This is a genomic window from Stenotrophomonas sp. GSD10 (assembly GCF_056172695.1).
Genome location: NZ_JAOCMC010000002.1, coordinates 3762832 through 3786694 on the forward strand (window position 1 = coordinate 3762832; position 23863 = coordinate 3786694).

20 protein-coding genes are annotated in these 23863 nt (G+C 67.2%); 5 read left to right on the top strand and 15 right to left on the bottom strand.

What is annotated here, in order from left to right:
- Window positions 1-93: 93 nt before the first annotated feature.
- From N4G47_RS17585 to N4G47_RS17610, 6 genes are read right to left on the bottom strand one after another with little or no spacing between them, the layout of a single operon-like run.
- A complete protein-coding gene (locus tag N4G47_RS17585) occupies window positions 94-1089 on the bottom strand; it encodes a phosphatidate cytidylyltransferase (protein ID WP_475289128.1) in 996 nt (331 codons plus the stop codon).
- A complete protein-coding gene (locus tag N4G47_RS17590; RefSeq protein ID WP_107233222.1) occupies window positions 1086-1715 on the bottom strand; it encodes a lysophospholipid acyltransferase family protein in 630 nt (209 codons plus the stop codon). Before N4G47_RS17590 ends, N4G47_RS17585 begins: the two co-directional genes overlap by 4 nt.
- A gap of 13 nt (window positions 1716-1728) precedes the next feature.
- Window positions 1729-2166: a hypothetical protein gene (locus N4G47_RS17595; RefSeq protein ID WP_475289131.1), complete on the bottom strand. Its 438-nt coding sequence runs from the start codon at window positions 2164-2166 to the stop codon at window positions 1729-1731.
- Window positions 2163-3467 carry a phosphatase PAP2/dual specificity phosphatase family protein gene (locus N4G47_RS17600; RefSeq protein ID WP_475289972.1) on the bottom strand — a complete coding sequence of 435 codons (1305 nt, stop codon included), beginning with the start codon at window positions 3465-3467 and terminating at the stop codon, window positions 2163-2165. The genes N4G47_RS17595 and N4G47_RS17600 overlap by 4 nt, the downstream gene beginning before the upstream one ends.
- Before the next feature lie 23 nt (window positions 3468-3490).
- Window positions 3491-5242, bottom strand: coding sequence for a bifunctional alpha/beta hydrolase/class I SAM-dependent methyltransferase (locus N4G47_RS17605; protein ID WP_475289132.1), 1752 nt, complete (start codon window positions 5240-5242; stop codon window positions 3491-3493).
- A gap of 34 nt (window positions 5243-5276) precedes the next feature.
- Complete coding sequence (locus N4G47_RS17610; RefSeq protein WP_475289134.1) at window positions 5277-5894, bottom strand: CDP-alcohol phosphatidyltransferase family protein; 618 nt, start codon at window positions 5892-5894, stop codon at window positions 5277-5279.
- Window positions 5895-6102: 208 nt separating this feature from the next.
- Here N4G47_RS17610 and purH point away from each other — a divergent pair, with 208 nt between their 5' ends.
- From purH to purD, 3 genes are read left to right on the top strand one after another with little or no spacing between them, the layout of a single operon-like run.
- Window positions 6103-7686 (top strand): bifunctional phosphoribosylaminoimidazolecarboxamide formyltransferase/IMP cyclohydrolase, encoded by a 1584-nt coding sequence (purH, locus tag N4G47_RS17615; protein WP_475289136.1) that lies wholly within the window; start codon window positions 6103-6105, stop codon window positions 7684-7686.
- A gap of 16 nt (window positions 7687-7702) precedes the next feature.
- Entirely contained in the window at window positions 7703-8575 is an 873-nt protein-coding gene (locus N4G47_RS17620; RefSeq protein WP_475289138.1) for a hypothetical protein, read from the top strand.
- A 58-nt stretch (window positions 8576-8633) separates the two neighbouring features.
- Window positions 8634-9917, top strand: a complete 1284-nt coding sequence (gene purD, locus N4G47_RS17625; protein WP_475289140.1) for a phosphoribosylamine--glycine ligase — start codon at window positions 8634-8636, stop codon at window positions 9915-9917.
- Window positions 9918-10076: 159 nt separating this feature from the next.
- Here the strand turns inward: purD and N4G47_RS17630 are convergent, their stop codons facing one another.
- From N4G47_RS17630 to rhlB, 7 genes are all read right to left on the bottom strand, one after another.
- Window positions 10077-10775: a type II toxin-antitoxin system RelE/ParE family toxin gene (locus tag N4G47_RS17630; RefSeq protein ID WP_475289143.1), complete on the bottom strand. Its 699-nt coding sequence runs from the start codon at window positions 10773-10775 to the stop codon at window positions 10077-10079.
- Window positions 10776-10949: 174 nt separating this feature from the next.
- Entirely contained in the window at window positions 10950-11825 is an 876-nt protein-coding gene (gene rpoH, locus N4G47_RS17635; RefSeq protein WP_049428989.1) for an RNA polymerase sigma factor RpoH, read from the bottom strand.
- Between the two features lie 278 nt (window positions 11826-12103).
- The gene (gene ung / locus N4G47_RS17640) at window positions 12104-12817 is read right to left on the bottom strand and encodes a uracil-DNA glycosylase (protein ID WP_309338817.1); all 714 of its coding nucleotides are present in this window, start codon (window positions 12815-12817) and stop codon (window positions 12104-12106) included.
- A gap of 9 nt (window positions 12818-12826) precedes the next feature.
- A complete protein-coding gene (locus N4G47_RS17645; protein WP_049424094.1) occupies window positions 12827-13669 on the bottom strand; it encodes a response regulator in 843 nt (280 codons plus the stop codon).
- Window positions 13670-13676: 7 nt separating this feature from the next.
- Window positions 13677-14624, bottom strand: coding sequence for a permease-like cell division protein FtsX (ftsX, locus tag N4G47_RS17650; protein ID WP_475289146.1), 948 nt, complete (start codon window positions 14622-14624; stop codon window positions 13677-13679).
- Window positions 14625-14627: 3 nt separating this feature from the next.
- A complete protein-coding gene (ftsE, locus tag N4G47_RS17655) occupies window positions 14628-15314 on the bottom strand; it encodes a cell division ATP-binding protein FtsE (protein ID WP_014648630.1) in 687 nt (228 codons plus the stop codon).
- A 114-nt stretch (window positions 15315-15428) separates the two neighbouring features.
- Window positions 15429-17150, bottom strand: coding sequence for an ATP-dependent RNA helicase RhlB (gene rhlB / locus N4G47_RS17660; RefSeq protein ID WP_475289148.1), 1722 nt, complete (start codon window positions 17148-17150; stop codon window positions 15429-15431).
- A 513-nt stretch (window positions 17151-17663) separates the two neighbouring features.
- Here rhlB and trxA point away from each other — a divergent pair.
- Together trxA and rho are read left to right on the top strand one after the other, a co-directional pair.
- On the top strand, window positions 17664-17993 hold the full coding sequence (trxA, locus tag N4G47_RS17665; RefSeq protein WP_005411275.1) for a thioredoxin: 330 nt from the start codon (window positions 17664-17666) through the stop codon (window positions 17991-17993).
- A 228-nt stretch (window positions 17994-18221) separates the two neighbouring features.
- On the top strand, window positions 18222-19985 hold the full coding sequence (gene rho / locus N4G47_RS17670; protein ID WP_409460559.1) for a transcription termination factor Rho: 1764 nt from the start codon (window positions 18222-18224) through the stop codon (window positions 19983-19985).
- Between the two features lie 101 nt (window positions 19986-20086).
- Here rho and N4G47_RS17675 read toward each other — a convergent pair whose 3' ends face one another.
- Both N4G47_RS17675 and N4G47_RS17680 read right to left on the bottom strand, forming a co-directional pair.
- Window positions 20087-21160, bottom strand: a complete 1074-nt coding sequence (locus tag N4G47_RS17675) for a hypothetical protein (protein ID WP_475289151.1) — start codon at window positions 21158-21160, stop codon at window positions 20087-20089.
- A gap of 117 nt (window positions 21161-21277) precedes the next feature.
- Window positions 21278-23809 carry a glycoside hydrolase family 3 N-terminal domain-containing protein gene (locus N4G47_RS17680; protein WP_475289152.1) on the bottom strand — a complete coding sequence of 844 codons (2532 nt, stop codon included), beginning with the start codon at window positions 23807-23809 and terminating at the stop codon, window positions 21278-21280.
- Window positions 23810-23863: the final 54 nt, after the last annotated feature.

Below are 23863 nucleotides of genomic sequence, written 5' to 3' on the forward strand. Positions count from 1 at the left end.
CCCGGGTAGTGCCGGCCGCTGGCCGGCAACCCATCAGCGATTGCAGGATGTTGCCGTTGCCGGCCAGCGGCCGGCACTACCGGCTCCAGAGAATCACCCGCCGCCGCCCGCCTTCCAGTAGTACCGCACCACGTGGAAGAACACCGGCGCGGCAAAGCACACCGAATCGAGCCGGTCGAGCATGCCGCCATGGCCTTCGATCATGTGGCCCCAGTCCTTGATGCCACGGTCGCGCTTGATGGCCGACATCACCAGGCCGCCCCAGAACCCCATCAGGTTGATCAGCAGCGACAGGCCGAACGCCTGCAGCGGGGTGAACGGGGTGATCCACCACAACGCCGCCCCCAGCGCACTGGCACTGAGCACCCCGCCCACGAACCCCTCCACCGTCTTCGACGGCGACAGCTTCGGTGCGATCAGGTGCCGGCCCAGCAGCTTGCCCCAGATGTACTGCAGCACGTCCGAGGACTGCACCACGATCACCAGGAAGGCGAACAGCAGCACGTTGCGCGAGGGGTCATGGCCCGGCACATGCAGGTTGAGCAGCAGCGGCACATGCGAAATGCAGAACACGCAGATCATCAGCCCCCACTGCACCTTGGCCGTCCGCTCCAGGTAGTGCGTGGTGTCGCCACCAATGGTGGACAGGATCGGCAGGAACAGGAACGCATAGACCGGGATCAGCAGCGTGTACATGCCATACCAGTCGATCCACACCAGGTAGTACTGCCAGGGCAGCACGATGTAGAACGCGGCCAGCAGCGCGTAGTAGTCGCCCGAGCGGGTCGGCGCCAGGGTGATGAACTCGCGCAGCGCGAACAGCGAGATGATCGCAAACAGCACGATCACGCCGGCACGGCCGAACAGCAGCGCGCCACCGACCACGATGGCCATCACCCACCATGCGCGGATGCGCGAGACCAGGTTGGCGATGACCGCGCTGGGTTGCCCGCGCTGGCGCCAGCGCAGCGTTTCGGACACCAGCGTGGCCAGTACCAGCACCGCGCCGACGCCGGCGAACAGCAGGCCGGTCTGCCGGCCCACGCTCTGCGCAGCCAGATCGCCGGAAACATCGATCAGGAAACTCATGCACGCCCTCCATTCGGCGCCAGATCCAGCAACGCCTGGCGACTGCGCGCCAGGAACGCGGCCTTGTCCTCATCGGCCTGCAGGCGCAACGGCGTACCGAAGGTCGCCGTGCACAGCAGCGGCAGTGGCAGGAAGCGGCCCTTGGGCATCACCCGCTTCAGGTTGTCGATCCACACCGGCACGAACTCCAGTTCCGGCCGTTGCCGAGCCAGGTGATAGATGCCGCTCTTGAACGGCAGCAGGGGTTCATCGCCCACGTTGCGCGTGCCTTCCGGGAACAGGATCAGCGAACAGCCTTCATCGACCGCTTCGCGCAGCACCTGCAACGGGTCCTGCTGGCGATGCCCGGCCTCGCGCTCGACCAGCACGCCGTTGAACACCGCGTCGATCAGGTAGCGGCGCAGGCCGTCGCGCTGCCAGTACTCGGCCGCCGCCACCGGACGCACCTGGCGGCGCAGGGCCGGTGGCATCGACGACCAGATCAGCACGAAATCACCGTGGCTGGCGTGGTTGCCGTAGTAGACGCGGTGCTCGCTGGACGGCGCGCAGCCGATCCACAGCGCGCGCGCGCCGGTCACCACGTGGATCGCGCCACTGCAGGCGCGTGCAATCAGTTCGGCGAACATCCCTCCCTCCCGTTCACGTCTGCGGCCACACAACCGCCAGCACCAGCAGTGCGACCTGCACAGCGGTCAACAGATACTGGCGCAGCAGCAGCCGGCGCATGCCGGCCCAGCGGGCGTCCCAGCCACGCAGCGGCGCATCGGGCGGTACGCGGCGCAGGCCACTGTCGTGCAGCAGCTGATCGATCCGGCGCGCAGCGGCTTCACCGTCCAGCCCTTCATCGCGCAGCAACCGCAGCAGGCTGGCATCCAGCGCCACCCGCCACGCGTGATAGGCCTGGGCGACGCCTGCCACCACGCTGAGCAGCAACAGGCCGGCGGCAAGCATCGCCAGTCCAGGTTCGATGCCGAGCAGCAGCAACGCCACCAGCAGCAGCCCCAGCGACAGGCTTGCTGGCCAACGCCCCTGCTGCAGCAGCAGCTGCATGGCCGCCATGTCAGGCGTCGTGCTCATGCAGGGTCTCCGGCGGCAACGGTGATCGCGTGCAGGTGCGCCTGGCCCAGCACGATGCCCGGACGTGCTGCACGCACGATCGCGACGGCCACATCGGCGTCGATCGCGCGACCACTGCGCAGCAACCAGGTGGCCACCGAGGCCGCACTGCGCGAGTAACCCAGCGCGCAGCACACCAGCAACGGCCCGTGCGCGCGCAGGCGCTCGATGGCCTCGGCCGCCTCTCGCAGCTGCTCCGGCTCTGGCACCACCAGGTCCAGCATCGGCACGCTGGCATAGGTGGCGCCCGGTGCGTGGCAGGACAGCTCGGCGCAGGCGTCCACCACGCCCACCAGCGGCGGCGGCAATGCGCCGTTGGGAATGCGGCCCAGCCACACGCCGTCCAGCACCGGCACCGGCTGCGGCGCGCGTCGCGTCCACAGCCGCGAATTGATCCACGCTGCCGCCAGATAAGGTGCCAGCAGCCAGCGTGCGCCCATGCTCAGGCGTCCATCGGCGCGCTTCTGGAACACCGCCGTGCCCAGCCCGGCATAGGCCAACGCCACCAGCAGCAGCGACACTACCGGCCACAGCAGCCACAGCGCGGCATCGCGCAGCAGCACCACCGGCACCAGCAACGCTGCGGCCCCGGCCAGGTACCGCACCGCCAGGCGCCAGCGCTTCGCCTCGCGTGCGGCATGCCAGGCCCGCAGTGGCGGCGTGCCCTGCTCCGGCCACAGCCAGACGCACAACCAACCGACCAGCAGGCCGGTGGGGATGTCGATGAAATGGTGCTGGAACGTGGTCAGCACCGAAACACCGATCAACAGTGCCCACACATGCAGCACCCAGCGCCACACGCCGTGCAGGTACTGCGCGAACTTCACCCACAGCACGATCAGCAGCACGATGTGCAGCGACGGTGCCTGGTTGAACGGCTTGTCGAAGCCCAGCAACACGTCGAACAGCCAGCCGAACACACCACTGATCTCCGGCCGCTGGAAGCTGAAACGCAGCGGCCACAGCAGGAAGCAGGTCACCGCGATCAGCTGTGCACTGAACAGCCGCAGCGCGTGCCGGTCCAGTTCCATCCGCCGCCGGCACAGGAAGAAGGAGACCGCGTAGAACAGATCGATCGACCAGTACGGCACGATCGTCCACGCCACGAACGGAATATGGGCCTCCCAGGCGAACGCAACAACGGGCAGCGCGGCATGCCGGCCGGCCATCCAGTTGGCAAAGCCATAACTGGCAAAGAAGAACGGCCCCAGCAGGGCCAGCCACAGCAGGGCGCGCCGCCAGGGGCGCCCTTCCACGGCCATCGGGGTTGCCGCCAGCGTCGCCATCACGCGGTCCGGCGTGCCAGCGACACGGTGAAGATGCCGAAGTCGTCGATGCGCTGGGCCACCTTCTCGAACCCCGCCAGGCGCACCAGCTCATCCATCTCCTGCTGGGTACGGCGACGCATCACCCACGCGGCGCCACCGCGATGGCTGGTCAGCGCGCGGGCGATGAATTCCAGCTGCGGGTGCCAGGGCTGGCCGGTGTAGGCCAGGTAACCGCCCACCGGCACGGTTGCGGCAATGCCCTGCAGTGAGCGCAGCACCGCGTCGTTGTCCGGGAACAGTTCGTACAGGCCCGACACCACCGCCAGCGTCGGCGCCGGGTCCACCTGTGCCAGCTGCGCCGGATCGAACGCATCGCCCTGCTCGAAGCGGGCGATATCGGCCGCCCCCAGGCGTTCAATCAGGGCCTGGCCCTGGGTCACGTTCAACGCGCTGAAGTCACGCAGCACGATGCGCTCGGCGCGCTGTTCGCCCTGGCCCAACGCTTCCAGCACATAGCGGCCATGACCGGCGGCGACGTCCAGCACACGCACCGGCGTGCCCTGCCCGCGCAGGCGCTGGGCAGCATCGCGCAACAACTCCTGCAGGTGCTGGCCACGCACGCGGATGCCGCGCCAGCCGATCGCATCGAGGTAATTGCGGTCGACCATGCGACCCAGCGGGCCCTTGCCGCGCGCTTCGTCGCGGTAGATGTAATCGAGCGTGCTGCCGGAATCGAAGCCGGTCTGCAGGCCCAGCGCGATGCCTTCGGACAACGTGCCACCAAAGCGCAGGCCACCGCGTACCACGCGCCAACGCAGATCCGCCACGCTGTTGCGTTCGGGCGGCCACGACAGAATCTCGGATTCTTCGAAGGTCGGGCCACGACGGTGCGCATCGCGCCGCGACAGCTCGCGCAGCGGTTCGGCGAAGCGTGCCTGGATGAAGCTGCGGATGCGCGCCAGTGCGGGCGCGCGATCACGTTCGCCCAGCGTGTCATGGAAGAAGCCCGGCAGGTGCACGCGCTCCTTGATCGGACTCGACAGGCGTTCGTAGAAGCGATCCTGCGGGCCACGGTGCACCACGAAATCCGAGCCGGACACCAGCAGCTGCACCGGCACGCTGATCGCCTGCGCATCGGCCACGATGCGGTCGGCCGCCTCGTACAGGCCCAGCAGCACGCGCACCGAAATCGGCCGGGTGATCAACGGATCGGTGCGGTAGCTCTCCACCCGCGCCGGGTCATGGGTCAACCACTGCGGCTTGACGTAGCTGTTGACGAAGAAATTGCCGCGCAGCTTCTGCATCAACGCCAGGCCCGGCCGTGCGAACGGCACGTACAGCTTCACCTTGAACGCCGGCGAGGCCATCACCAGCGCGCGCAGGCGCGGCGCGTAGTCATGCACCCAGGTGGCGGCAACGACCGCGCCCACGCTCTGCGCAATCACCACGATGTCTTCCACCGCGATGCCATGTTCGCTGCCGATGTGGGCGATGAAGCTGTCGAGGTCACGCACCAGCGCCGGGAAGCCCGGCGCATCGCCACGCGCGCCCGGCGAACGGCCATTGCCGCGCGCATCCCAGGCAAAGAAGGCCGTGTCGGGCAGGTCCAGCTCATCGACAAGGTGGGTGACCCGGCCGGAATGTTCATGGCCGCGATGCAGCAGCACGATGGCCTTGGTGGCCGGGGTTGCAGTGGTGCCCGCCCAGTACCGGTAGAACAGCGGTACCTGGTCGAAGCTGTGGAATTCCCGTTCCTGCGCCTGACGCATGCAATCTCCTGATTGTCTTCTTGTATCTGCTTGATTAATTCGTCGAAACCGCCGCTTCCCGCAGTCCGCGACGGACGCGGTTGATCATCGTCAGCACGCACAGCACTGCCATGGCCGCGGCCACGGCGCTGACCGTCAGTGCACCGCCCCAGCCAAACGCCAGCAGCAGGCCCAGCGCGCCGATCACGAAGGCACGGTCACTTTTCCCCATCGGGCCGTCATAGCGGCGGCTGGCACCGGCCATCAGCCCCAGTACGCCGGCGTATTCGCTCAGCGCCGCGGTCCAGGCCAGCAGCCACAGGGCCTCCGGTCGCACGCCCGGCACGCTGAGCAGGCTCAGGTACAGCGCCGCATCGGCGATCACATCGCACAACTCGTTCAGATAGGCGCCCAACCGTGACTGCTGGTCGAACTCGCGTGCCAGCATGCCGTCCACGGCGTTGAGCGCCATGCGCAGCAGCATCCACAGCGGCAGCAGCAGGTACAGCCATGGCTGCGCCGGCGCGCAGCACCACACCGCGCCAGCCACCAGCAGCGAGACCACGGCGGCGGCCACGGTCACCGCGTTGGCGGTGATACCTGTGCGGTACAGGCCGCGCACGGCCGGACGCAACAGGTCCTGGAAACGTCCTTTCAATGCATAGATCGACACGATCTGTACCTGCTGATCCTTGGCAGTCCGGGCACAGCCTACCCGATCGGGACGGTGCCGCCGCATCGAATTGCTTGCAGTCTGCGGCCCACCGGGCTGTGCCGAAGGCGGCCACAGCCCGTGCCGGCCGCCGATTTCGCCCGCCAGCGCCCGCCACCGGCCCCCACCGCCTACAATATCGGCCCCGCTCCGCTGCCGATTCTGTCCCATGACTGCTGATCTGTTGCCCGTCCGCCGGGCCCTCCTCTCCGTTTCCGACAAGACCGGTCTGGTCGAGCTGGCCACTGCGCTGGCGGCACGCGGCGTGGAGCTGCTGTCCACCGGCGGCACCGCCAAGGCCATTCGCGACATGGGCCTGGCCGTCAAGGACGTGGCCGAGGTCACCGGCTTCCCGGAAATGATGGACGGCCGGGTCAAGACCCTGCACCCGATGGTGCACGGTGGCCTGCTGGGTCGTTCGGGCCTGGATGATGCGGTGATGGCCGAGCACGGCATCGGCGCCATCGACCTGCTGGTGCTGAACCTGTACCCGTTCGAAGCGGTCACCGCCAAGGCCGACTGCACCCTCGCCGATGCGGTCGAGAACATCGACATCGGCGGCCCGGCCATGCTGCGCTCGGCGGCCAAGAACTTCGCCCGCGTGGCGGTGGCCACCGACCCGTCGCAGTACGCCGAGCTGCTGGCCTCGCTGGAGGCCAACAACGGCCAGCTGCCGGCCGCCACCCGCTTCGCATTCTCGGTGGCCGCGTTCAACCGCGTGGCCCAGTACGATGCTGCGATCAGCAACTACCTGTCGGCGGTCACCGCCACCGACGCCGCCGTGCCGGCCCGTGCCGAGTACCCGGCACAGATGAACTCCACCTTCGTGAAGGTGATGGACCTGCGCTACGGCGAGAACCCGCACCAGAGCGGCGCGTTCTACCGCGACCTGTACCCGGTGCCGGGCACGCTGGCCACCTTCCAGCAACTGCAGGGCAAGGAACTGAGCTACAACAACCTGGCCGATGCCGATGCGGCGTGGGAATGCGTGCGCCAGTTCGACGCGCCGGCCTGCGTCATCGTCAAGCACGCCAACCCGTGCGGCGTGGCGGTGGGTGCCGGCAACGGCGATGCCTACGAGCTGGCCTACGCCACCGACCCGACCAGCGCCTTCGGCGGCATCATCGCCTTCAACAAACCGCTGGACGCCGCCACCGCCAAGGTGATCCTGGACCGCCAGTTCGTCGAAGTGCTGATCGCTCCGGACTACGAGCCGGCCGTGCTGGAGTACGCGCAGAAGAAGGCCAACGTGCGCGTGCTGCGCATCCCGCACGGCGACGGCCTGAACAACTTCGACAGCAAGCGCGTGGGCTCGGGCCTGCTGCTGCAGTCGTCGGACAACCGCGGCATGACCCGCGACGAACTGAAGGTGGTCAGCAAGCTGGCACCGACCGACAAGCAGTTCACCGACCTGCTGTTCGCCTGGAAGGTCGCCAAGTTCGTGAAGTCCAACGCGATCGTCTACGCCAAGGACAACCGCACCATCGGTGTCGGCGCCGGCCAGATGAGCCGCGTGTACTCGGCGCGCATCGCCGGCATCAAGGCCGCTGACGCGAACCTGGTGGTCGAAGGTTCGGTGATGGCCTCCGACGCGTTCTTCCCGTTCCGCGATGGCATCGATGCCGCTGCCGCCGCCGGCATCAAGGCGGTGATCCAGCCGGGCGGTTCAATGCGCGATGCTGAAGTGATCGCCGCCGCCGACGAACATGGCCTGGCCATGGTGTTCACCGGCGTGCGCCACTTCCGCCACTGATCCTGGAGCGACACGGATGTCCGCAGTGTCGATGAAATCGCTGGCCGTGCTCGCCCTCACGGGCGCGGCCGTGCTGGCCGGCTGCAAGCCTGCAGCGGCGCCTGCGCCGTCGCCGCAGGCCGCCCCCGCGGCGCCTGCCGAGCCGACGGCGCAGATCAGCCGCACCGCGCGGCTGCAGGCCTTCCTGGTCCAGCGCTACGGCAAGAACGCCAGGCTCTCCGGGCAATGGCACGGCAGCTGGATCGACGATGGCGAAACCCGTCCGATGGACTGGCAGGTCTGCGCCGAGCAGCCGGTGGTGAGCGGCGACAGCTGGCAGCAGTTGCTGGCGGTCTGCGGCGCACTGTCCGAAGGCGCACACATCGACCCGGGCACGATCGACTTCTTCGTGTTGCGCCCGAAGGGCGATGGCTTCGAGGTGACCAGCGAACTGACCGGCGAGCGCTTCGGCAGCGGTGGCCAGCCCGGCACCGCCAGCATCATCCGCGCCGGCAGCGATTTCTATGGTTTCCGCGTCGAGGACGGCTGGTTCGGGCAGGGTTTCTCGCTGCTCTCGCAGTCGCTGATCCTGCCGGGCCCCAAGGGCTTGGTAGCCACCGGCAACGTGCGCAGCCATATCGACAATGACGCGCAGTACGAATGCGAGAACATCGACGTCGGCACCGATCCCGACAATGCCGAGAGCTGCCGCACCCGCCGCTTCAGCATCGATTTCGCGCTGCGTTTCGACGACAGCGACCGCAGCGCGCGCGTCTGGCCGCTGCTGATCGAGGAAACCGGCAGCACCTGCGGCGGCAAGCAGGTCCGGCAGGAACACCGCTTTACCCTGGACCCGAAGACCTGGGCCTATTCCTTCCCCGAATCGCTGCGACGCGAAGGCTGCGAGTGAGCCACGCGCGCCGCCGGGGATATCGATCTTCCCTTCCCACGCAATCTGGAATCTCGTGATGAACGTACTTGTCATCGGCTCTGGCGGCCGCGAACACGCCCTGGCATGGAAGCTGGCCCAGTCCTCCCGTGTCACCGAAGTGATCGTGGCGCCCGGCAACGCCGGCACCGCCAGCGAAGACAAGTGCCGCAACGTGGCGGTGAAGGTCACCGACATCGACGGCCTGCTGGCGCTGGCCCAGGCCGAAGGCGTGGCGCTGACCGTGGTCGGCCCGGAAGTACCGCTGGTGGCCGGCGTGGTCGACCGCTTCCGCGCCGCCGGCCTGCGCATCTTCGGGCCGACCGCCGCCGCCGCGCAGCTGGAAGGCAGCAAGGCCTATGCCAAGGATTTCCTGGCCCGCCACAACATCCCCACCGCGTTCTACGCCGTGCACACCGAGGTGGACGCGGCGCTGGCCTACATCCGCGACAAGGGCGCCCCGATCGTGGTCAAGGCCGATGGCCTGGCCGCCGGCAAGGGCGTGATCGTGGCGATGACCCTGGCCGAAGCCGAAGATGCCGTGCGTGACATGCTGTCGGGCAACGCCTTCGGCGATGCCGGCGCACGCGTGGTGATCGAGGAATTCCTCGACGGCGAGGAAGCCAGCTTCATTTCGATGGTGGACGGCGTGCATGCGCTGCCGATGGCCACCTCGCAGGACCACAAGCGCGTCGGCGACGGCGACACCGGCCCGAACACCGGCGGCATGGGCGCGTACTCACCGGCCCCGGTGGTCACGCCGGAGGTGCACGCACGGGTGATGCGCGAGGTGGTGAACCCGACCGTACAGGGCATGATCGCCGACGGCATCCCGTTCACCGGCTTCCTCTACGCCGGCCTGATGATCGATGCCAGCGGCGCGCCCAAGGTGATCGAGTTCAACGTACGTTTCGGCGATCCGGAAACCCAGCCGGTGATGCTGCGCCTGCAGTCGGATCTGGTCGAGCTGGTGGAAGCGGCCATCGATGGCCGCCTGGACCAGGTGCAGGCGCAGTGGGATGCACGCCCGTCGCTGGGCGTAGTGCTGGCAGCCAAGCCTTACCCGGAAGCGCCGATCACCGGCGACGTGATTTCCGGCCTGGGCGAGGTACCGGCCAGCGCCAAGGTGTTCCATGCCGGCACCACGCTGGACGCGCAGGGCCAGGTGGTCAGCGCCGGCGGTCGCGTGCTGTGCGTGGCCGCGCTGGGCGACAGCGTGCGTGATGCGCAGGCCAATGCTTACGCCGGCGTGGCCAAGGTGACGTGGGCCAACGAGTTCCACCGCAACGACATCGGCTGGCGCGCGATCGCACGCGAGGGGTGAGGCCGGCGCGGCATCAGGGCATCCACGCGTGGCGTGGATCCACTGGATCTTGCCGCATCCATGCATGACGTCGATCATACGAGGCTTGGGGTAGATCCACGCCATGCGTGGATTGAACACCATGGAAAAGCGAAGGCCCGGCAGAACCGGGCCTTTGCTTTACAGGACGGCTTCGAGTCCCTTCCGATCAATCAGGTTGAGCAACTTCAGTGATGGTCCGCTGGGCTTCTTCTCGCCCTGTTCCCAGCTGCGTACGGTGGAAACACTGGTATTGAGAACTCCCGCAAAGACCGGCTGACTGAGCTGCAATGACGTACGCAGGGCACGGATCTGGGCACTGCTGTATTCAGGGACCGGCTCAAGGCAAAGCGCTTCGTAGCTGCTCAACCGACGTTTATCAATGAAGCCATGCGCGTGCAGACTCACAGCCGCATCATGCACCGCTTCAAGAAGCGCACTTTTCGCGCGCCGTCGCTCAGGGGCTTCGTCATGGCCGATCTCCTGTAGATCCCCGTATTCCACGGCACGATTCAGCTGCGCCGTACTCATTTTCAGGAACTCCGATGCGTACAACTGCAGCGCATCCCGTTCCGCATTCGTGATCGCAGTACGTTCATTCTTCTCGTAGCCGAAAAGGAAGAACCAATGCCCGCCTCGCTGCGTGGCGACGATGATTCGAACGCTCCCACGCTTTCCTCGCCCCGGCAACGCAACGCGCTTCTTGAAGATTCCGCCGCCAAGATCAGCATCCACCAGACCCGCTTCCATTTCACGTACCGACCGGTACAGCGCAGCGTCGGACAGGGTGGTCCTGCGCATGCTGCGATTGAAACTTCGTGTGCGGAAGATGCGTGGCATGATCATACCGTGCCACTGCGTGGTACGGCGTGAACATCAGCATCCAGCACATGACCCGGTCGGCGCAATCACCGCCCTGGCGTCAGAGTAGAGACACGCCATGCGTGGCTAAGCCCCACAAATGAAAAAGGCCCGGCAATGCCGGGCCTTTCTTCATTCCAACGCCACCCCGCCTTACGCGGTGAACAGCGCCTTCATCTTCTTCAGCGCGTTCGCTTCAACCTGGCGGATGCGCTCGGCCGACACGCCGTACTCGTCAGCCAGCTCCTGCAGCGTCACCTTGCTGTCGGCATCCAGCCAGCGACGGCGGATGATGTCGCGCGAACGGGCATCCAGCTCGGCCAGGCCTTCGCGCAACAGCTGCATCTGGTTGTCTTCGCTGTCGGCACGCTCATAGGCCATCGACGGATCTTCGTCGTTGGCAACCAGGAACGCAGCCGGCGACGGCGGCGCGTGTTCGTTGTCCTCGTCGGTCGGCGCATCGAAACCGATATCGCGACCGGACAGGCGCGATTCCATTTCCATGACCTCGCGCTCGGACACGTTCAGGTCCTTGGCCACCGCGCTGACTTCGGCCGCGTTCATCCAGCCCAGGCGCGTCTTCGACTTGCGCAGGTTGAAGAACAGCTTGCGCTGCGCCTTGGTGGTGGCGACCTTCACGATGCGCCAGTTCTTCAGGATGAACTCGTGCATCTCGGCACGGATCCAGTGCACGGCAAAGGACACCAGGCGCACGCCCATTTCAGGGTCGAAGCGCTTGACCGCCTTCATCAGGCCGATGTTGCCTTCCTGGATCAGGTCGCCCAGCGCAAGACCGTAGCCGTTGTAGCCGCGGGCCACGTGCACCACGAAGCGCAGGTGCGAATGCACCAGCTCACGGGCGGCGTCCAGATCGTTGCCGTCGCGGAAGCGACGGGCCAGGTCCTGTTCGTCATCGACCGACAGCACCGGGATCTGGTGCACGGCACCGATGTAGGCGTCCAGCGAACCGAGCGCACTGGGAATCGGGAGATTGTTTGCCACAAGGGCAGTAGAGGTGTTCTGGCTCATAGGCACCCATCTTAGCAGTCCGGGATTTGGACTGCTAAAGGAGGAAAAAGTTCCAGCGTCCTATTGATGCAACACTGGTCCCAAACAGAGCCCTACCGTAGCGCGATTTGATGACAGTGGCGAGCATGCTTTTCGGGATTCACAATCCCTTGGAATTCAAGCAATTACCTGCCGGAAACCGGCCGAATCCGGTCAAGCGGAGCTGAACGGGCCGTTCCGGAGGCCCATTCAGGACCGAAAACGTTGCCCGGTGTTCAGGCCCGGCCGCCCGCCGGCGCTCAGAGCGCCGAACGCGGCGGCAGCGACCAGTCGATCGGCGTCTGCCCGCGGCGCTGCAGGTACTCGTTGGCCATCGAGAAATGGCGGCAGCCGAGGAACCCCCGGTGCGCCGACAACGGCGACGGGTGCGGCGACTTCAGCACGCGATGGCGACGGGTGTCGATCACCTTGCCCTTCTGCTGTGCATAGGCGCCCCAGAGCATGAACACCAGGCCTTCGCGTTCGCGGTTGAGCACATCCACCACGTGATCGGTGAAGCCCTCCCAGCCACGGCCCTGGTGCGCACCGGCCTTGCCCTCTTCCACCGTCAACACGGCGTTGAGCAGCAGCACGCCGCGTTGTGCCCACGGCATCAGGCAGCCGTGGTCCGGGCGCGGGAGACCGAGATCGCTCTCGATCTCCTTGTAGATGTTCAGCAGCGACGGCGGCACCGGCACACCCGGCGCCACCGAGAAACTGAGCCCATGGGCCTGGCCGCGGCCGTGGTACGGGTCCTGCCCGAGGATCACCACCTTCACCTGCTCGAACGGCGTGGCGTCGAACGCAGCGAAGATCTGCGGGCCGGGCGGGAACACCGCCGCACCACCGGCCTTGCGCTGGCGCAGGAACGCGGACAACTCACGCATCTGCGGCTGCAGCAGGTAATCGCCGACATGCTGCTTCCAGCTCGGTTCGAGTTGGATCGTCGGGGTGTCGGTTACTTCATCGATCATCGCAACACTTCATCGCAACAGGGGTCCATCGTTCAATCGGGCCAGGCGCAGCTGGAACAGCACCTTGGTGACCAGCAGCCGCTCTTCGATCGGCTTGAGCACCAGGTCGTTGGCGCCGGACTGCAGCAGCCCGGTCTGGTTGTGCGGGTTGCCGTCGCCGGTCATCACCAGCACCGGCAGGCGGCGCTTGCCGTAGCCGAAGTCGACGCGCACGCGCTGCACCACGTCGCGGCCGCTCAGTTCGCCCTTCAGGGTGACGTCGGTCAGCACCAGGTCGATGCGGTGGCGGCTGCGGCCCAGCGACTCGGCGGTGAGCAGGGTGAATGCCTCCTCGGCACTGACCACGTGCAGCACATTCAACTGCTGGCGCTCGAGCATGCGCTTGGTGGCCTCGGCCACCACGCGGCTGTCCTCGATATACAGGATGGTCGCGCCGGGAATGGTCTGCGGCTGCACATAGCCGCGGATGAAGGTCGCCAGTGCCTCGTGGCCCAGCGCCTTGTCGAAGTAGTCGGTGACGTACTCGGTGAAGCGGCGCTGTTCCAGGTGCTGCTGGGCATCGCCGGACACCACGATCACCGGCACGTAGGCCTGGCCGGCAGCTTCGCGGACCATCCGCGCCAGTGCCAGGCCGTCGCCATCGCGCAGGGTCAGCGAGGTCGTCACCAGGTCCACCGGGCCCTGCGCCAGCGCCTGCTGCGCGTCTTCGATGCTGTCGCAGCCGATCACCTCCACGCCTGGCAGGTCACGCTGCAGGACGTCGGCGATCAGCTTGCGCACCAGCTTCGACCCATCGACCACCATCACCCGCGTCGCGGGCCCTTCAAGGTGCTTCAGCGCTTGCGGTTGCATGCCGGTCTCAGGTGTCGGTGGGGCGGGTCTGGCGGAGGAAGTGACCGGTGACCAGCCACGCGCCCAACCAGCCCAGCAGCAGCGTGCCCAGCAGGACCAGGCTGCCATGCAGCAGATCCAGACCGTGCAGCACGAACGGGCTGCCGTAGCTGCGCGAGAGTTCGGCCAGCGGCAGGCGCAGCGCGGCACCGGCGGCGCCGATCAGGCCCAGCGCGACCGCGCCGGCGCCCAGGCCGTACCACGCGCCCAGGTACAGGAACGGGCGGCGGATGAAACCATCGCTGGCGCCGAGCAGCTGCAGCACGCCGATTTCTTCGCGACGCGCCTGGATGTCCAGGCGTACGGTGTTGCCGACCACCAGCGCGGCGCCTGCGCCGAGCAGCACCGACAGCACCTGCACCAACCGCGCACCGAACGCCAACCAGGCGTCCAGGCGCTGGCGCCACAGCGCATCGTGCTGCACCAGGTCGGCCTCGGGCAGGCTCTCCAGCGCGCGCGCCAGGCGTGCATCGTCCTTGCCCTGGCCCGGGGTGATCACCAGCAGCGATGGCAGCGGATTGTCGTTGAGCGCGTCGATCGCCTCGCCGAGCCCGGCATCGCGCAGCTCCTGCAGGCCCTGCTCGGGCGTGCGCACGTTCACTTCGGCCACGTCATCGCGGTCACGCAGCTGGCCGGCCAGGCGCAGCGCACCGGGGCCGTCGACGTTGCCCTTGAGGAACACATTGATGTCGCGCGACTGCTGCACGCTGCCGGCGAACTGCTTGAGGTTGTCCAGCGCGATCGACAACCCCAGCGGCAGGGCCAGCGCCAGCGCCATGACCATTACCGTCAGCAGGGTCGCCCACGGCTTGCGGAAGGCGCGGCCGAGGCTGAAGACCACGCTGTGCGCGTGGTGCTGGAACCAGACGCCCACGCGCGAGGGTGCGGCGGCTTCGCTGTTTTCGTTCTTGGCCATGGGTTACTCCGCCAGGTCCTGCGGCGAGATGTCGTCCACCAGCCGGCCGTGGTCGAGGATCAGCACGCGCTTGCGCATGCGGCGCAGCAGCGGCAGGTCGTGGCTGACCACCAGCACGCTGGTGCCACGCGAGGGCAGCTCGGCGAACAGGGCCATGATTTCCGCGGCCAGGGTCGGATCGAGGTTGCCGGTCGGCTCGTCGGCCACCAGCAGCTTGGGCTCGCCGACGATGGCGCGGGCGATGCCGACGCGCTGCTGCTCGCCCGCGGACAGCTGCGAAGGCAGCGCCTTCTCGCGGTGGCCCAGGCCCATGCGCTCGAGCACCGAGCGCACGCGCTTGCTGATATCGCCACGGCGGGTACCGCGCAGGATCAGCGGCAGCGCCACGTTCTCGGCGATCGAGCGGTCCATCAGCAGGCGGTGGTCCTGGTAGACCGCGCCGACTGCGCGCCGGTGTCGGGGCACGTCGCCACCGCGCACCTTCAGCAGGTTGCGCTCGTCGAACACCACCGCGCCGCGGCTGGGCCGCTCGTCCAGGTGGATCAACTTGAGCAGGGTGCTTTTGCCCGCACCGGAATGGCCGGTGACGAACAGCATCTCGCCCGGCGCGACCTCGAAGCTGACATCGATCAGCGCCTCGTGGCCACCGGCGTACTGTTTGCTGACATTGTCGAAGCGCAGGACACTCATGGCCCGATTATGCAGGAGCGGCGCGACAGATCGGTAGCGCCGGGCCGCTGGTGGGTGCCGACCGTTGGTCGGCACACCCTCAAGGTCGCCCGACCAACGGTCGGGCGCTACCACTTAGTTGCCAGACAGCATCCGGCGGATCTTGCGGCCGATGCGGGTCAGGAACGAATCGCCGGTATCGGCAGCGGTGCGCACCGGCTTGGCCACCACCTGCACCGGGGTCACCGGGCTGGCGCCGTTGCCGGCCGTGGCCTGCACGCCCTCGGCACCCTCGACCGGGCGGCCGTGGCGACGACGACGGCGCTTGCGCGGCTTGCGATCGCCCTCGGCGGCACCTTCCGGCGCACCTTCGGCACGCGGCGGACGCGGCGGGCGTGGGGCCTGGGCCACGGCGGCTTCGGCACCTTCGGCCGGTGCGGTGGCCGCCTGTTCGCCTTCCACGCGTGGCTTGCGCGGGCCACGCGAACGGCGCTCGCCGCTGCGCTCACCGTCGCGACGCTCGCCGCGGCCACCGCCGGAGCGGCCACCACTGCGGCCACCGCCACGACGCTCTTCCTCGGCGGCGCGGGCTTCGCGCGCTTCACGGAAGATCTGGCCGACGCTCTCGTTCTCCTCGCCTTCCTCGCCTGCGGCCGGGGCCGGGCGTTCCGGGCGCGGCAGCGCGGTCAACAGTTCCTTGGTGACCGGCTCGGACGGAATCTTCTGCTCGATGTAGGCCTCGATGTCCGGCAGGCCCATTGCGTAGCGCTCGCAGGCGAAGCTGATCGCATCGCCCTCTTCACCCAGGCGCGCGGTACGGCCGATGCGGTGCACGTAGTCTTCGGCATCGAACGGCAGGTCGTAGTTGTAGACGTACTTGATGCCGTCGATATGCAGGCCGCGCGCAGCCACGTCGGTGGCCACCAGGATTTCCAGCTGGCCCTTCTGGAAGCGGTTGAGCAGGCTCTCGCGCTTCTTCTGCGGCACGTCACCGGACAGCACGCCGACGCGGTAGCCGGCCTTTTCCAGCGAACGGGCGACGCGTTCGACGAACACCTTGGTGTTGACGAACACCATGGTGCGGGCGCCTTCGCTGCGCGAGAGCAGGCCCAGCAGCAGCGGAATCTTCTCGTCGTCGGCCGGGAAGTAGATGCGCTGGCGCACGCGCGCAGCGGTGATGGTTTCGGCTTCGACCACCAGCTTCTGCGGCTCGTTCATGTGCTCGTAGGCCAGCTCCAGCACGCGATGGCTGAGGGTGGCACTGAACAGCAGGGTCTGCCGGATGGTGCGCTCGGGCATGCGGCGCAGCAGGAAGCGGATGTCCTTGATGAAGCCCAGATCGAACATGCGGTCGGCTTCGTCCAGCACGCAGATCTCGCAGGCGTGCAGCGAGACCACCTTGTGCTGCTTCACGTAATCGATCAGGCGGCCCGGCGTGGCGATGATCACGTCCACGCCCTGCTGCAGGATCTCGCGCTGCTTGTCGTAGTCGACGCCGCCATAGACCAGCGCGAAGCGCAGGCCGAGGTCGGAACCGAACTTCACCGCATCCTTGTGGATCTGGATGGCCAGTTCGCGGGTCGGCGCAAGGATCAGCGCGCGCGGGTCTTCCGGCTTGCGGTCGGCCAGCGCCGGCCGGCTCAGCAGGCGGTTCACGACAGCAACCAGGAAGGCCAGGGTCTTGCCGGTGCCGGTCTGGGCCTGGCCGGCAACATCACCGCCGGCCAGCGCGACCGGCAGGGTCAGTGCCTGGATCGGGGTGCAACGGGTGAATCCGGCTCCTTCAAGGCCGGCCTGCAGGGCCGGATGCAGCTCAAAGGAGGAGAAGGTCAAATCGGTCAGCGGTTTGTCGCTCATGGGTCCGTCTTGGTATGGCCGTCGGCCCGTGGGGCGGGCGGCACTTCATCGTCTAGGGGCACCGTCGCAAACTGCGGCCCCTGCGGCGGGTTGGCAGGCAGGGACCACCCGGTCCGCACGCCGCACAATGCCCCAGTTTAACGCACTCGGGCCGGCAAACCGGAATGGCCCGTCTCACGCCACTGAGAGACAGCGCCCCTCTTCACCCAGCCACACCGCACTTGAACGCCCTGCCGGCCGCTGCTGGTGTCGCCGGCTGCCATCCCCATTTCCTGGAAGACAGTGAAATCGGACACATACCGGGCTTCGAAGCGATCACGATACGCTGGGTTCCAGCCGGCGCCTGTCCCCGCCCTGCGATAGGGGTACACTGCCGGCCGTGAGCGTCCAGGCATCCCGCCGAACGCACCGCGGCAGAGCGCCGCGAGGCAACGACGAGGGTCGCGCCACCGGGCATGGCCCAGTTCACCCACCTCCGGCATGGCCGGGTGCAATCCAAGACGAGAAACCAAGATGAGCGACAAGGTTGTACATGTCGGCGACGCCGACTTTGATAGCGCAGTGCTGAATTCCAAGGAACCGGTGCTGGTCGATTTCTGGGCCGAGTGGTGTGGCCCGTGCAAGATGATCGCCCCGGCGCTGGACGAGCTGGCCGATGCCTACCAGGGCCGCGCCAAGATCGCCAAGGTCAACGTCGACCACAACCGTGCGCTGGCCGCCAAGTACCACGTGCGTTCGATTCCGTACCTGGTCGTGTTCAAGGACGGCGAGAAGGTCGGCGAGCAGATCGGTGCGGTGGGCAAGGCTCAGCTGGCCGGCCTGCTGGACAAGGCGCTGGCCTGATCCTGCTGTTTCACGGCAGCCGCCGCGTGCGGCTGCCGTCGGGCGCACCGCGTCCATGATGAATGCTGTTCCCGGCGACCCTTGCACGGCGCCGCGGGCCGATGATAGTGTCGGCATATCCGGCCGCGTTCGCGTGCCGCACCCTCTGGACGCCGTTTCTTCCAGACCCATTCCCAACGTTCGCCGCCCCAGCCGGGCGCTCGCACCTTCAAGCGAGGAATAACGCTCTTGTCCGATAACACTCCCGAAACCGGCAGCGCTGAAGCGCCCGCCGAAAAGCGCGTGCGCAAGGCCCGCGTAAGCAAGGCAGCCGCTCCGGCCGCCGCCGAAACCAGCGCCGCTCCGGCGCAGCCGACCCTGCCGCTGGCAGCCGCGCCCGAAGCGCCGGCGCCGGCCGCTGCGCCCCCTGCGCCGAGCGCGCCCGCCGCCGAGGCCCCCGCCAGCAGTGGCGGCGGCGAAGGCGGTGAGGGCCGCGAATCCGGCCAGCCGCGGCAGCAGAACCACCAGGGTGGTGGTCAGAACCAGAACCAGAACCAGAATCCGTACAACCAGAACCAGCAGGGCCAGGGCCAGGGCAATCGCCGTGACCGCTTCCGCAACCGCCGCGACCGTGATCGCAATGGCGGTGGCAACGGCGGCCGCTTCCGCGATGACGGCATGCCCAACGATGGCGGCGACCAGCAGCCGTTCGTGCCGCGCCCGCACGCCAATGTGCCGGAAGGTTTCCCGGTCTACTCGCTGAGCGATCTCAAGCGCATGCCGGCGCAGAAGCTGCTGGAGATTGCCGAGCAGCTGCAGATTTCCGAAGGCGTCGCCCGCGCCCGCAAGCAGGACGTGATCTTCGCGCTGCTGAAGGTGCTGACCCGCCACGGCGACGGCGTCGCCGCCGATGGCGTGCTGGAAATCCTGCCCGACGGCTTCGGCTTCCTGCGCGCGGCCGAAGCCAGCTACCTGGCCGGCCCGGACGACACCTACATCTCGCCCAGCCAGATCCGCCGCTTCAACCTGCGCACCGGCGACCACCTGTCCGGCCGCATCCGCTTCCCGAAGGACGGCGAGCGCTACTTCGCGCTGTCGATCGTGGACACCATCAATGGTGAGCCGCTGGAAGCGTCGAAGAACAAGGTGCTGTTCGAGAACCTGACCGCGCTGTTCCCGCGCCGCCGCTTCACCCTGGAGCGTGGCAACGGTTCGTCGGAAGACATCACCGGCCGCATCCTCGATCTGATGGCGCCGCAGGGCAAGGGCCAGCGCTCGCTCATCGTGTCGCAGCCGAAGGCCGGCAAGACCATGATGATGCAGCAGGTGGCCACGGCCATCACCACCAACCACCCGGACGTGCACCTGATCGTGCTGCTGATCGACGAGCGCCCGGAAGAAGTGACTGAAATGCAGCGCACCGTGCGCGGCGAGGTCATCAGCTCGACCTTCGACGAGCCGGCCGCGCGCCACGTGCAGGTGGCCGAAATGGTCATCGAGCGCGCCAAGCGCCTGGTCGAGCACAAGAAGGACGTGGTGATCCTGCTGGACTCGATTACCCGCCTGGCCCGCGCCTACAACAACGTGGTGCCGAGCTCGGGCAAGGTGCTGACCGGTGGTGTGGATGCCAACGCCCTGCACCGCCCGAAGCGCTTCTTCGGTGCCGCGCGCAACGTGGAAGAAGGCGGCAGCCTGACCATCATCGCCACCGCGCTGGTCGACACCGGCTCGAAGATGGACGAGGTGATCTACGAAGAGTTCAAGGGCACCGGCAACAGCGAAGTGCACCTGAGCCGCCGCATCGCTGAAAAGCGCGTGTTCCCGGCCATCGACATCAACCGTTCCGGCACCCGCCGCGAAGACCTGCTGATCGAGCCGGAGCTGCTGCAGAAGATCTGGATCCTGCGCAAGCTGCTGCATCCGATGGATGAAATGGCCGCGATGGAATTCCTGCTGGACAAGATGAAGAACACCAAGTCCAACGACGAGTTCTTCGGTTCGATGAAGCGCTAAGAGAAAAGCCCCGCACTGCGGGGCTTTTTGCCTCGGGAGCGGCGCATCCACGCATGGCGTGGATCTACCGATAGCGCCGGGCCATGCCCGGAGGTGTGTGTCTACGCGCAGATCTGCCGCGGATCCAGTTCCAGGTCACGACAGACACGATCATGCACCAGGTGCGCTGCCCGATGCCTGAGGCCAACGGCGCCCAGCCAGCCGGGAACAGGGGGCGTCAGCGTCTCCCAGACGTCAGCCTGCAATCGTCCCCGCAACGTGATCAGCAGCAGCCGGGCTTCATCCTTCGCGCCCGCGAAATACGATGCAAACGCAAACGTCTCCATGCAGATGCTGTGATAGCTGTCGCCCTGGCAGGAGGCGATGTCCTGCAGACGACCCTGCAGGGTTTCGGGAACCGCATCGGCCCACTTCAGTATCGCGCGGCGCAGCCGGGCCGCCGTTTCCTCGTCGCCAAGCTGACGGGAGATCCCTCGCATCGTGTGGTAGGCGTCTTCCCCAGCAACGGTCAGCGCGTCGTCCAGAACCGCCTGTGCCGCCACGATGTGCGAGCAGCTGCCAGCGGGCGCACGTTCCACGATCCATTCGGCGAACCGGACATGTTCGTCATATTCCCCACCCCATCGCGGCAACGTGCCACGCGCGTACTGGTAGATGGCCGGGGTGTGGAATCCGCTGGTCGCCAGCACCTGGTTGAACCACTCGGTCCGCTTTCCCTCGCCCACACCGATCACCACGTCGCAATGGATCAGCCCTGCCAGCGCCATCGCATCTGCCGGGTTCCGTTCAACGATGCAGGCGAACTTTTCGTAGGCCTTCGTCATGATCTTCGGATACCGGCGCCGACGCAGGAAAGGAATGTCGTTGGCGTAGGTTTCCGCGCGTATTGCCCACGCATCGACCACATCGCCGTACGCAGCGATCAGCAGCGGATGCGGAGACGTCGGGATGGCGCCTGACCATGCCTGCAGCCTTCGACGCGCGTGGCGATTCGATGCCAGGCGCCACACAAGAGGCTCATAGGTTTCGGCCGACAGCGTTTCCATCCAGCCGTCAAGCGAGGCGAAGTCTCCCTTCTTCAGCGCACCCAAGGCCCGCGAAAGATGCGGTTCGATGAAGTGCGGCCGGTGCATCGCACAGGGAATCACCCGCAGGGTCTGGAGAACGCGTCGCATGATGGATGACCTTGGGCAAAGTCATCCATCGTCTTCCGCGCCAGCCCTTTTGACCATCGGACAAGTTGTAAAACGTGCCGGGGAAACGCCGGGCATGGCCCGGCGCTACCGTGGCCCTTACGGGCAGGCCACCGCGCCCTCGGCGTTGGCCGTGTTGGCGGTCAGCTTGACCTGGGTGAAGGCCGCGGCGAACGGCTTGTCCGCGCTGACCGCGAACGGCGCCTCAACCGCCCCCAGATCCACCCCCTGCCTGGCGAAGCACGCCAACGGCACGGTCACCGTCTGCTTCTGGCCGGGAGAGAGCTTGCCCAGCAACGGGGCAATGTCCACCCCGCCCTCGCAGCCGGTACCGCACTGCATGGTCACCTTCACCGCCGACGCCGGGCGCTTCACCAGCTGCACATCGAACTGCAGCGCGCCGTTGCCGCGTGCCAGTGCGCCGAGATTGCGACGTGAGGTGCTGCGCGCAATCAGCTGCGCGGGCGCCAGCCAGGTCACCTCCCTGGCATCCTGCTGGGTGTTCACCTGCACGGTACGCACCTGCACCACCGGCTTGCCGGCAGGCCAGCGCAGCGTGGCATTCAGATCGTTGCCCAGCGGCTGGGTGGCGCCGCCCGCGGCCACGTTCAGCGCGAACGGCGGCGTGTCGGCACGATTGAAGATCGGCAGCACGGTCACTTCGCCGCAGCTGTCCGGAGTGGCTTCATCGAGCCTCGCGACCTTGCCGCCCTTTGCGTAGCTAAGGCCATAGCCGAGCGCGAACAGCGCAGGCTCCTTCGCATCCTGGCGATCAATCGGTGCCGGGCACGGCACCCCGGGCCACGGGAAGCTCAGGCGGCCACGGAAGTCGTGCGCGGGCTTGCCACCCTTGCCGGCCACCAGCACATCGGTCACGCCCTTGCCTTCGGTACCGGGCAGCCATGCTGCAACGAAGGCGCTGGACAGGTTGAGCAGGTCGTTGGTGTACATCGGCCGCCCGGACAGGTAGACCGTCACCACCGGCTTGCCAGTGGCTGCGGCGGCCTTCAGCACTGCCAGGTCCTGCGGGTAGGCGCGGCTGTGGCTGACCGTGTCGGAGGGCAGGATGTCGCCGTTGGTCTCGGCGTAGGGCGTTTCACCGATCACCGCCAGCACCACATCGAAGGCCTTCGGGTCGATGCCCCGGCCATCGGCGCTGAAGTTGATCTTGTCTGCGCCCAGTTCGGCGCGCAGCGCGCCCAGCACCGAATCGGCGTTGGGGAAATCGGCGTTCCTGTTCTCGGTACCCTGCCAGGTCAGCGACCAGCCACCGGACTGATCACCGATGTTGTCGGCACCCTTGCCGACCACCAGCACGCGCGCGTCGCGGCGCAGCGGCAGCACCTTGCCTTCGTTCTTCAGCAGCACCAGCGATTCGCGCACCGCACGGCGCGCCAGTTCGCGGTGCTGCACGGCGGTGGCATCGCCGGCATAGCGACTGTCCGACGGCTTGTGCTCGAACAGGCCGGCGCGCAGCTTCACCCGCAGGATGCGCGTCACTGCATCATCGATGCGCGCCATCGGAATCTCGCCGCTCTGCACCTGCGCGGTGGTGTTGGCGATGAACGCCTTCCAGTCATCGGGCACCATCACCATGTCGATGCCGGCATTGATCGCCTGTGCGCAGCTGTCGTTGCGGCAGCCCGGCACCTGGGCGATGCCGTTCCAGTCGGAGACGACGAAGCCGTCGAAGCCCATCTTGTCCTTCAACGCATCGGTCAGCAGCGCCTTGCTGCCATGCATTTTTCCGTAGTCGATCCCCGCCGCGCGGTCGTTCCAGCTGTTGAACGAGGCCATCACCGTCTGTGCGCCTTCGCCCAGTGCGCCGTAGTAGCCCTGCGCGTGAACATTGATCATGGTGGCCTTGTCGACCAGCGCCTCGCCCTGGTCGCGGCCATTGTCGGTGGCGCCATCTCCCAGATAGTGCTTGGCCGTGGTAATCACGTTGCCGTCATCCTTGAACGTACCCTGCGCGCCCTTGACGTAGGCGTGGGCGAAGCGACGGATCACGCTGGGGTCGGACGAATAGCTTTCATAGGTGCGGCCCCAACGCGGATCGTGGGCGACTGCCAGGGTCGGCGCGAACACCCAGCCGATACCGGTGGCGCGCACCGAGCGCGCAGTCGCCTCGCCAATGCGCTCGATCAGTTCGGCATCGCCGGCCGCGCCCAGGCCGATGTTGTGCGGGAACAGAGTGGCGCCAAGGACGTTGTTGTGGCCGTGCACCGCATCGGTACCCCAGATCACCGGCACCGGCGTCTTTGCGTCGGTGGCCAGCGACGCAGCGTGGTAGGCATCGGCCAGCGTCAGCCAGGCCTGCACGCCGGCGTGCTTGTCCATGCCCGGCCAGGAGCCGCCGCCGTTGAGCACCGAGCCGATGTAGTACTGGCGTACCTGTTCCGGCGTGATCGTCTTGATCTCGGCCTGGGTCATCTGCCCGATCTTCTGCGCCAGCGTCATCTGCGCAAGGATGGTCTGCACGCGGCGTTCGATGTCCGCGTCGGTGGCGATCGCGCTGTGCACGCGCGGCCAGTCCTGCAGGCGTTCGCCGCTGGCCGGTGCGGCACCGGCGGGGACGGCAAGGGCAGCCAGCAGACAACTGGCAAGAAGGGTCTGGATGGGGCGATTCACTGGGCTCTACCTCCGTGGATGATGTTCCTGGCGTGCGGGCCTGCAGCAGCACGA

Bases quoted from the DNA above. Each gene is read 5' to 3' on its own strand.
- N4G47_RS17585 (WP_475289128.1), bottom strand. From the start codon at position 1,089: ATGAGTTTCCTGATCGATGTTTCCGGCGATCTGGCTGCGCAGAGCGTG.
- N4G47_RS17590 (WP_107233222.1), bottom strand. From the start codon at position 1,715: ATGTTCGCCGAACTGATTGCACGCGCCTGCAGTGGCGCGATCCACGTG.
- N4G47_RS17595 (WP_475289131.1), bottom strand. From the start codon at position 2,166: ATGAGCACGACGCCTGACATGGCGGCCATGCAGCTGCTGCTGCAGCAG.
- N4G47_RS17600 (WP_475289972.1), bottom strand. From the start codon at position 3,467: ATGGCCGTGGAAGGGCGCCCCTGGCGGCGCGCCCTGCTGTGGCTGGCC.
- N4G47_RS17605 (WP_475289132.1), bottom strand. From the start codon at position 5,242: ATGCGTCAGGCGCAGGAACGGGAATTCCACAGCTTCGACCAGGTACCG.
- purH (WP_475289136.1), top strand. From the start codon at position 6,103: ATGACTGCTGATCTGTTGCCCGTCCGCCGGGCCCTCCTCTCCGTTTCC.
- N4G47_RS17620 (WP_475289138.1), top strand. From the start codon at position 7,703: ATGTCCGCAGTGTCGATGAAATCGCTGGCCGTGCTCGCCCTCACGGGC.
- purD (WP_475289140.1), top strand. From the start codon at position 8,634: ATGAACGTACTTGTCATCGGCTCTGGCGGCCGCGAACACGCCCTGGCA.
- N4G47_RS17630 (WP_475289143.1), bottom strand. From the start codon at position 10,775: ATGCCACGCATCTTCCGCACACGAAGTTTCAATCGCAGCATGCGCAGG.
- rpoH (WP_049428989.1), bottom strand. From the start codon at position 11,825: ATGAGCCAGAACACCTCTACTGCCCTTGTGGCAAACAATCTCCCGATT.
- ung (WP_309338817.1), bottom strand. From the start codon at position 12,817: ATGATCGATGAAGTAACCGACACCCCGACGATCCAACTCGAACCGAGC.
- N4G47_RS17645 (WP_049424094.1), bottom strand. From the start codon at position 13,669: ATGCAACCGCAAGCGCTGAAGCACCTTGAAGGGCCCGCGACGCGGGTG.
- ftsX (WP_475289146.1), bottom strand. From the start codon at position 14,624: ATGGCCAAGAACGAAAACAGCGAAGCCGCCGCACCCTCGCGCGTGGGC.
- ftsE (WP_014648630.1), bottom strand. From the start codon at position 15,314: ATGAGTGTCCTGCGCTTCGACAATGTCAGCAAACAGTACGCCGGTGGC.
- rhlB (WP_475289148.1), bottom strand. From the start codon at position 17,150: ATGAGCGACAAACCGCTGACCGATTTGACCTTCTCCTCCTTTGAGCTG.
- trxA (WP_005411275.1), top strand. From the start codon at position 17,664: ATGAGCGACAAGGTTGTACATGTCGGCGACGCCGACTTTGATAGCGCA.
- N4G47_RS17675 (WP_475289151.1), bottom strand. From the start codon at position 21,160: ATGCGACGCGTTCTCCAGACCCTGCGGGTGATTCCCTGTGCGATGCAC.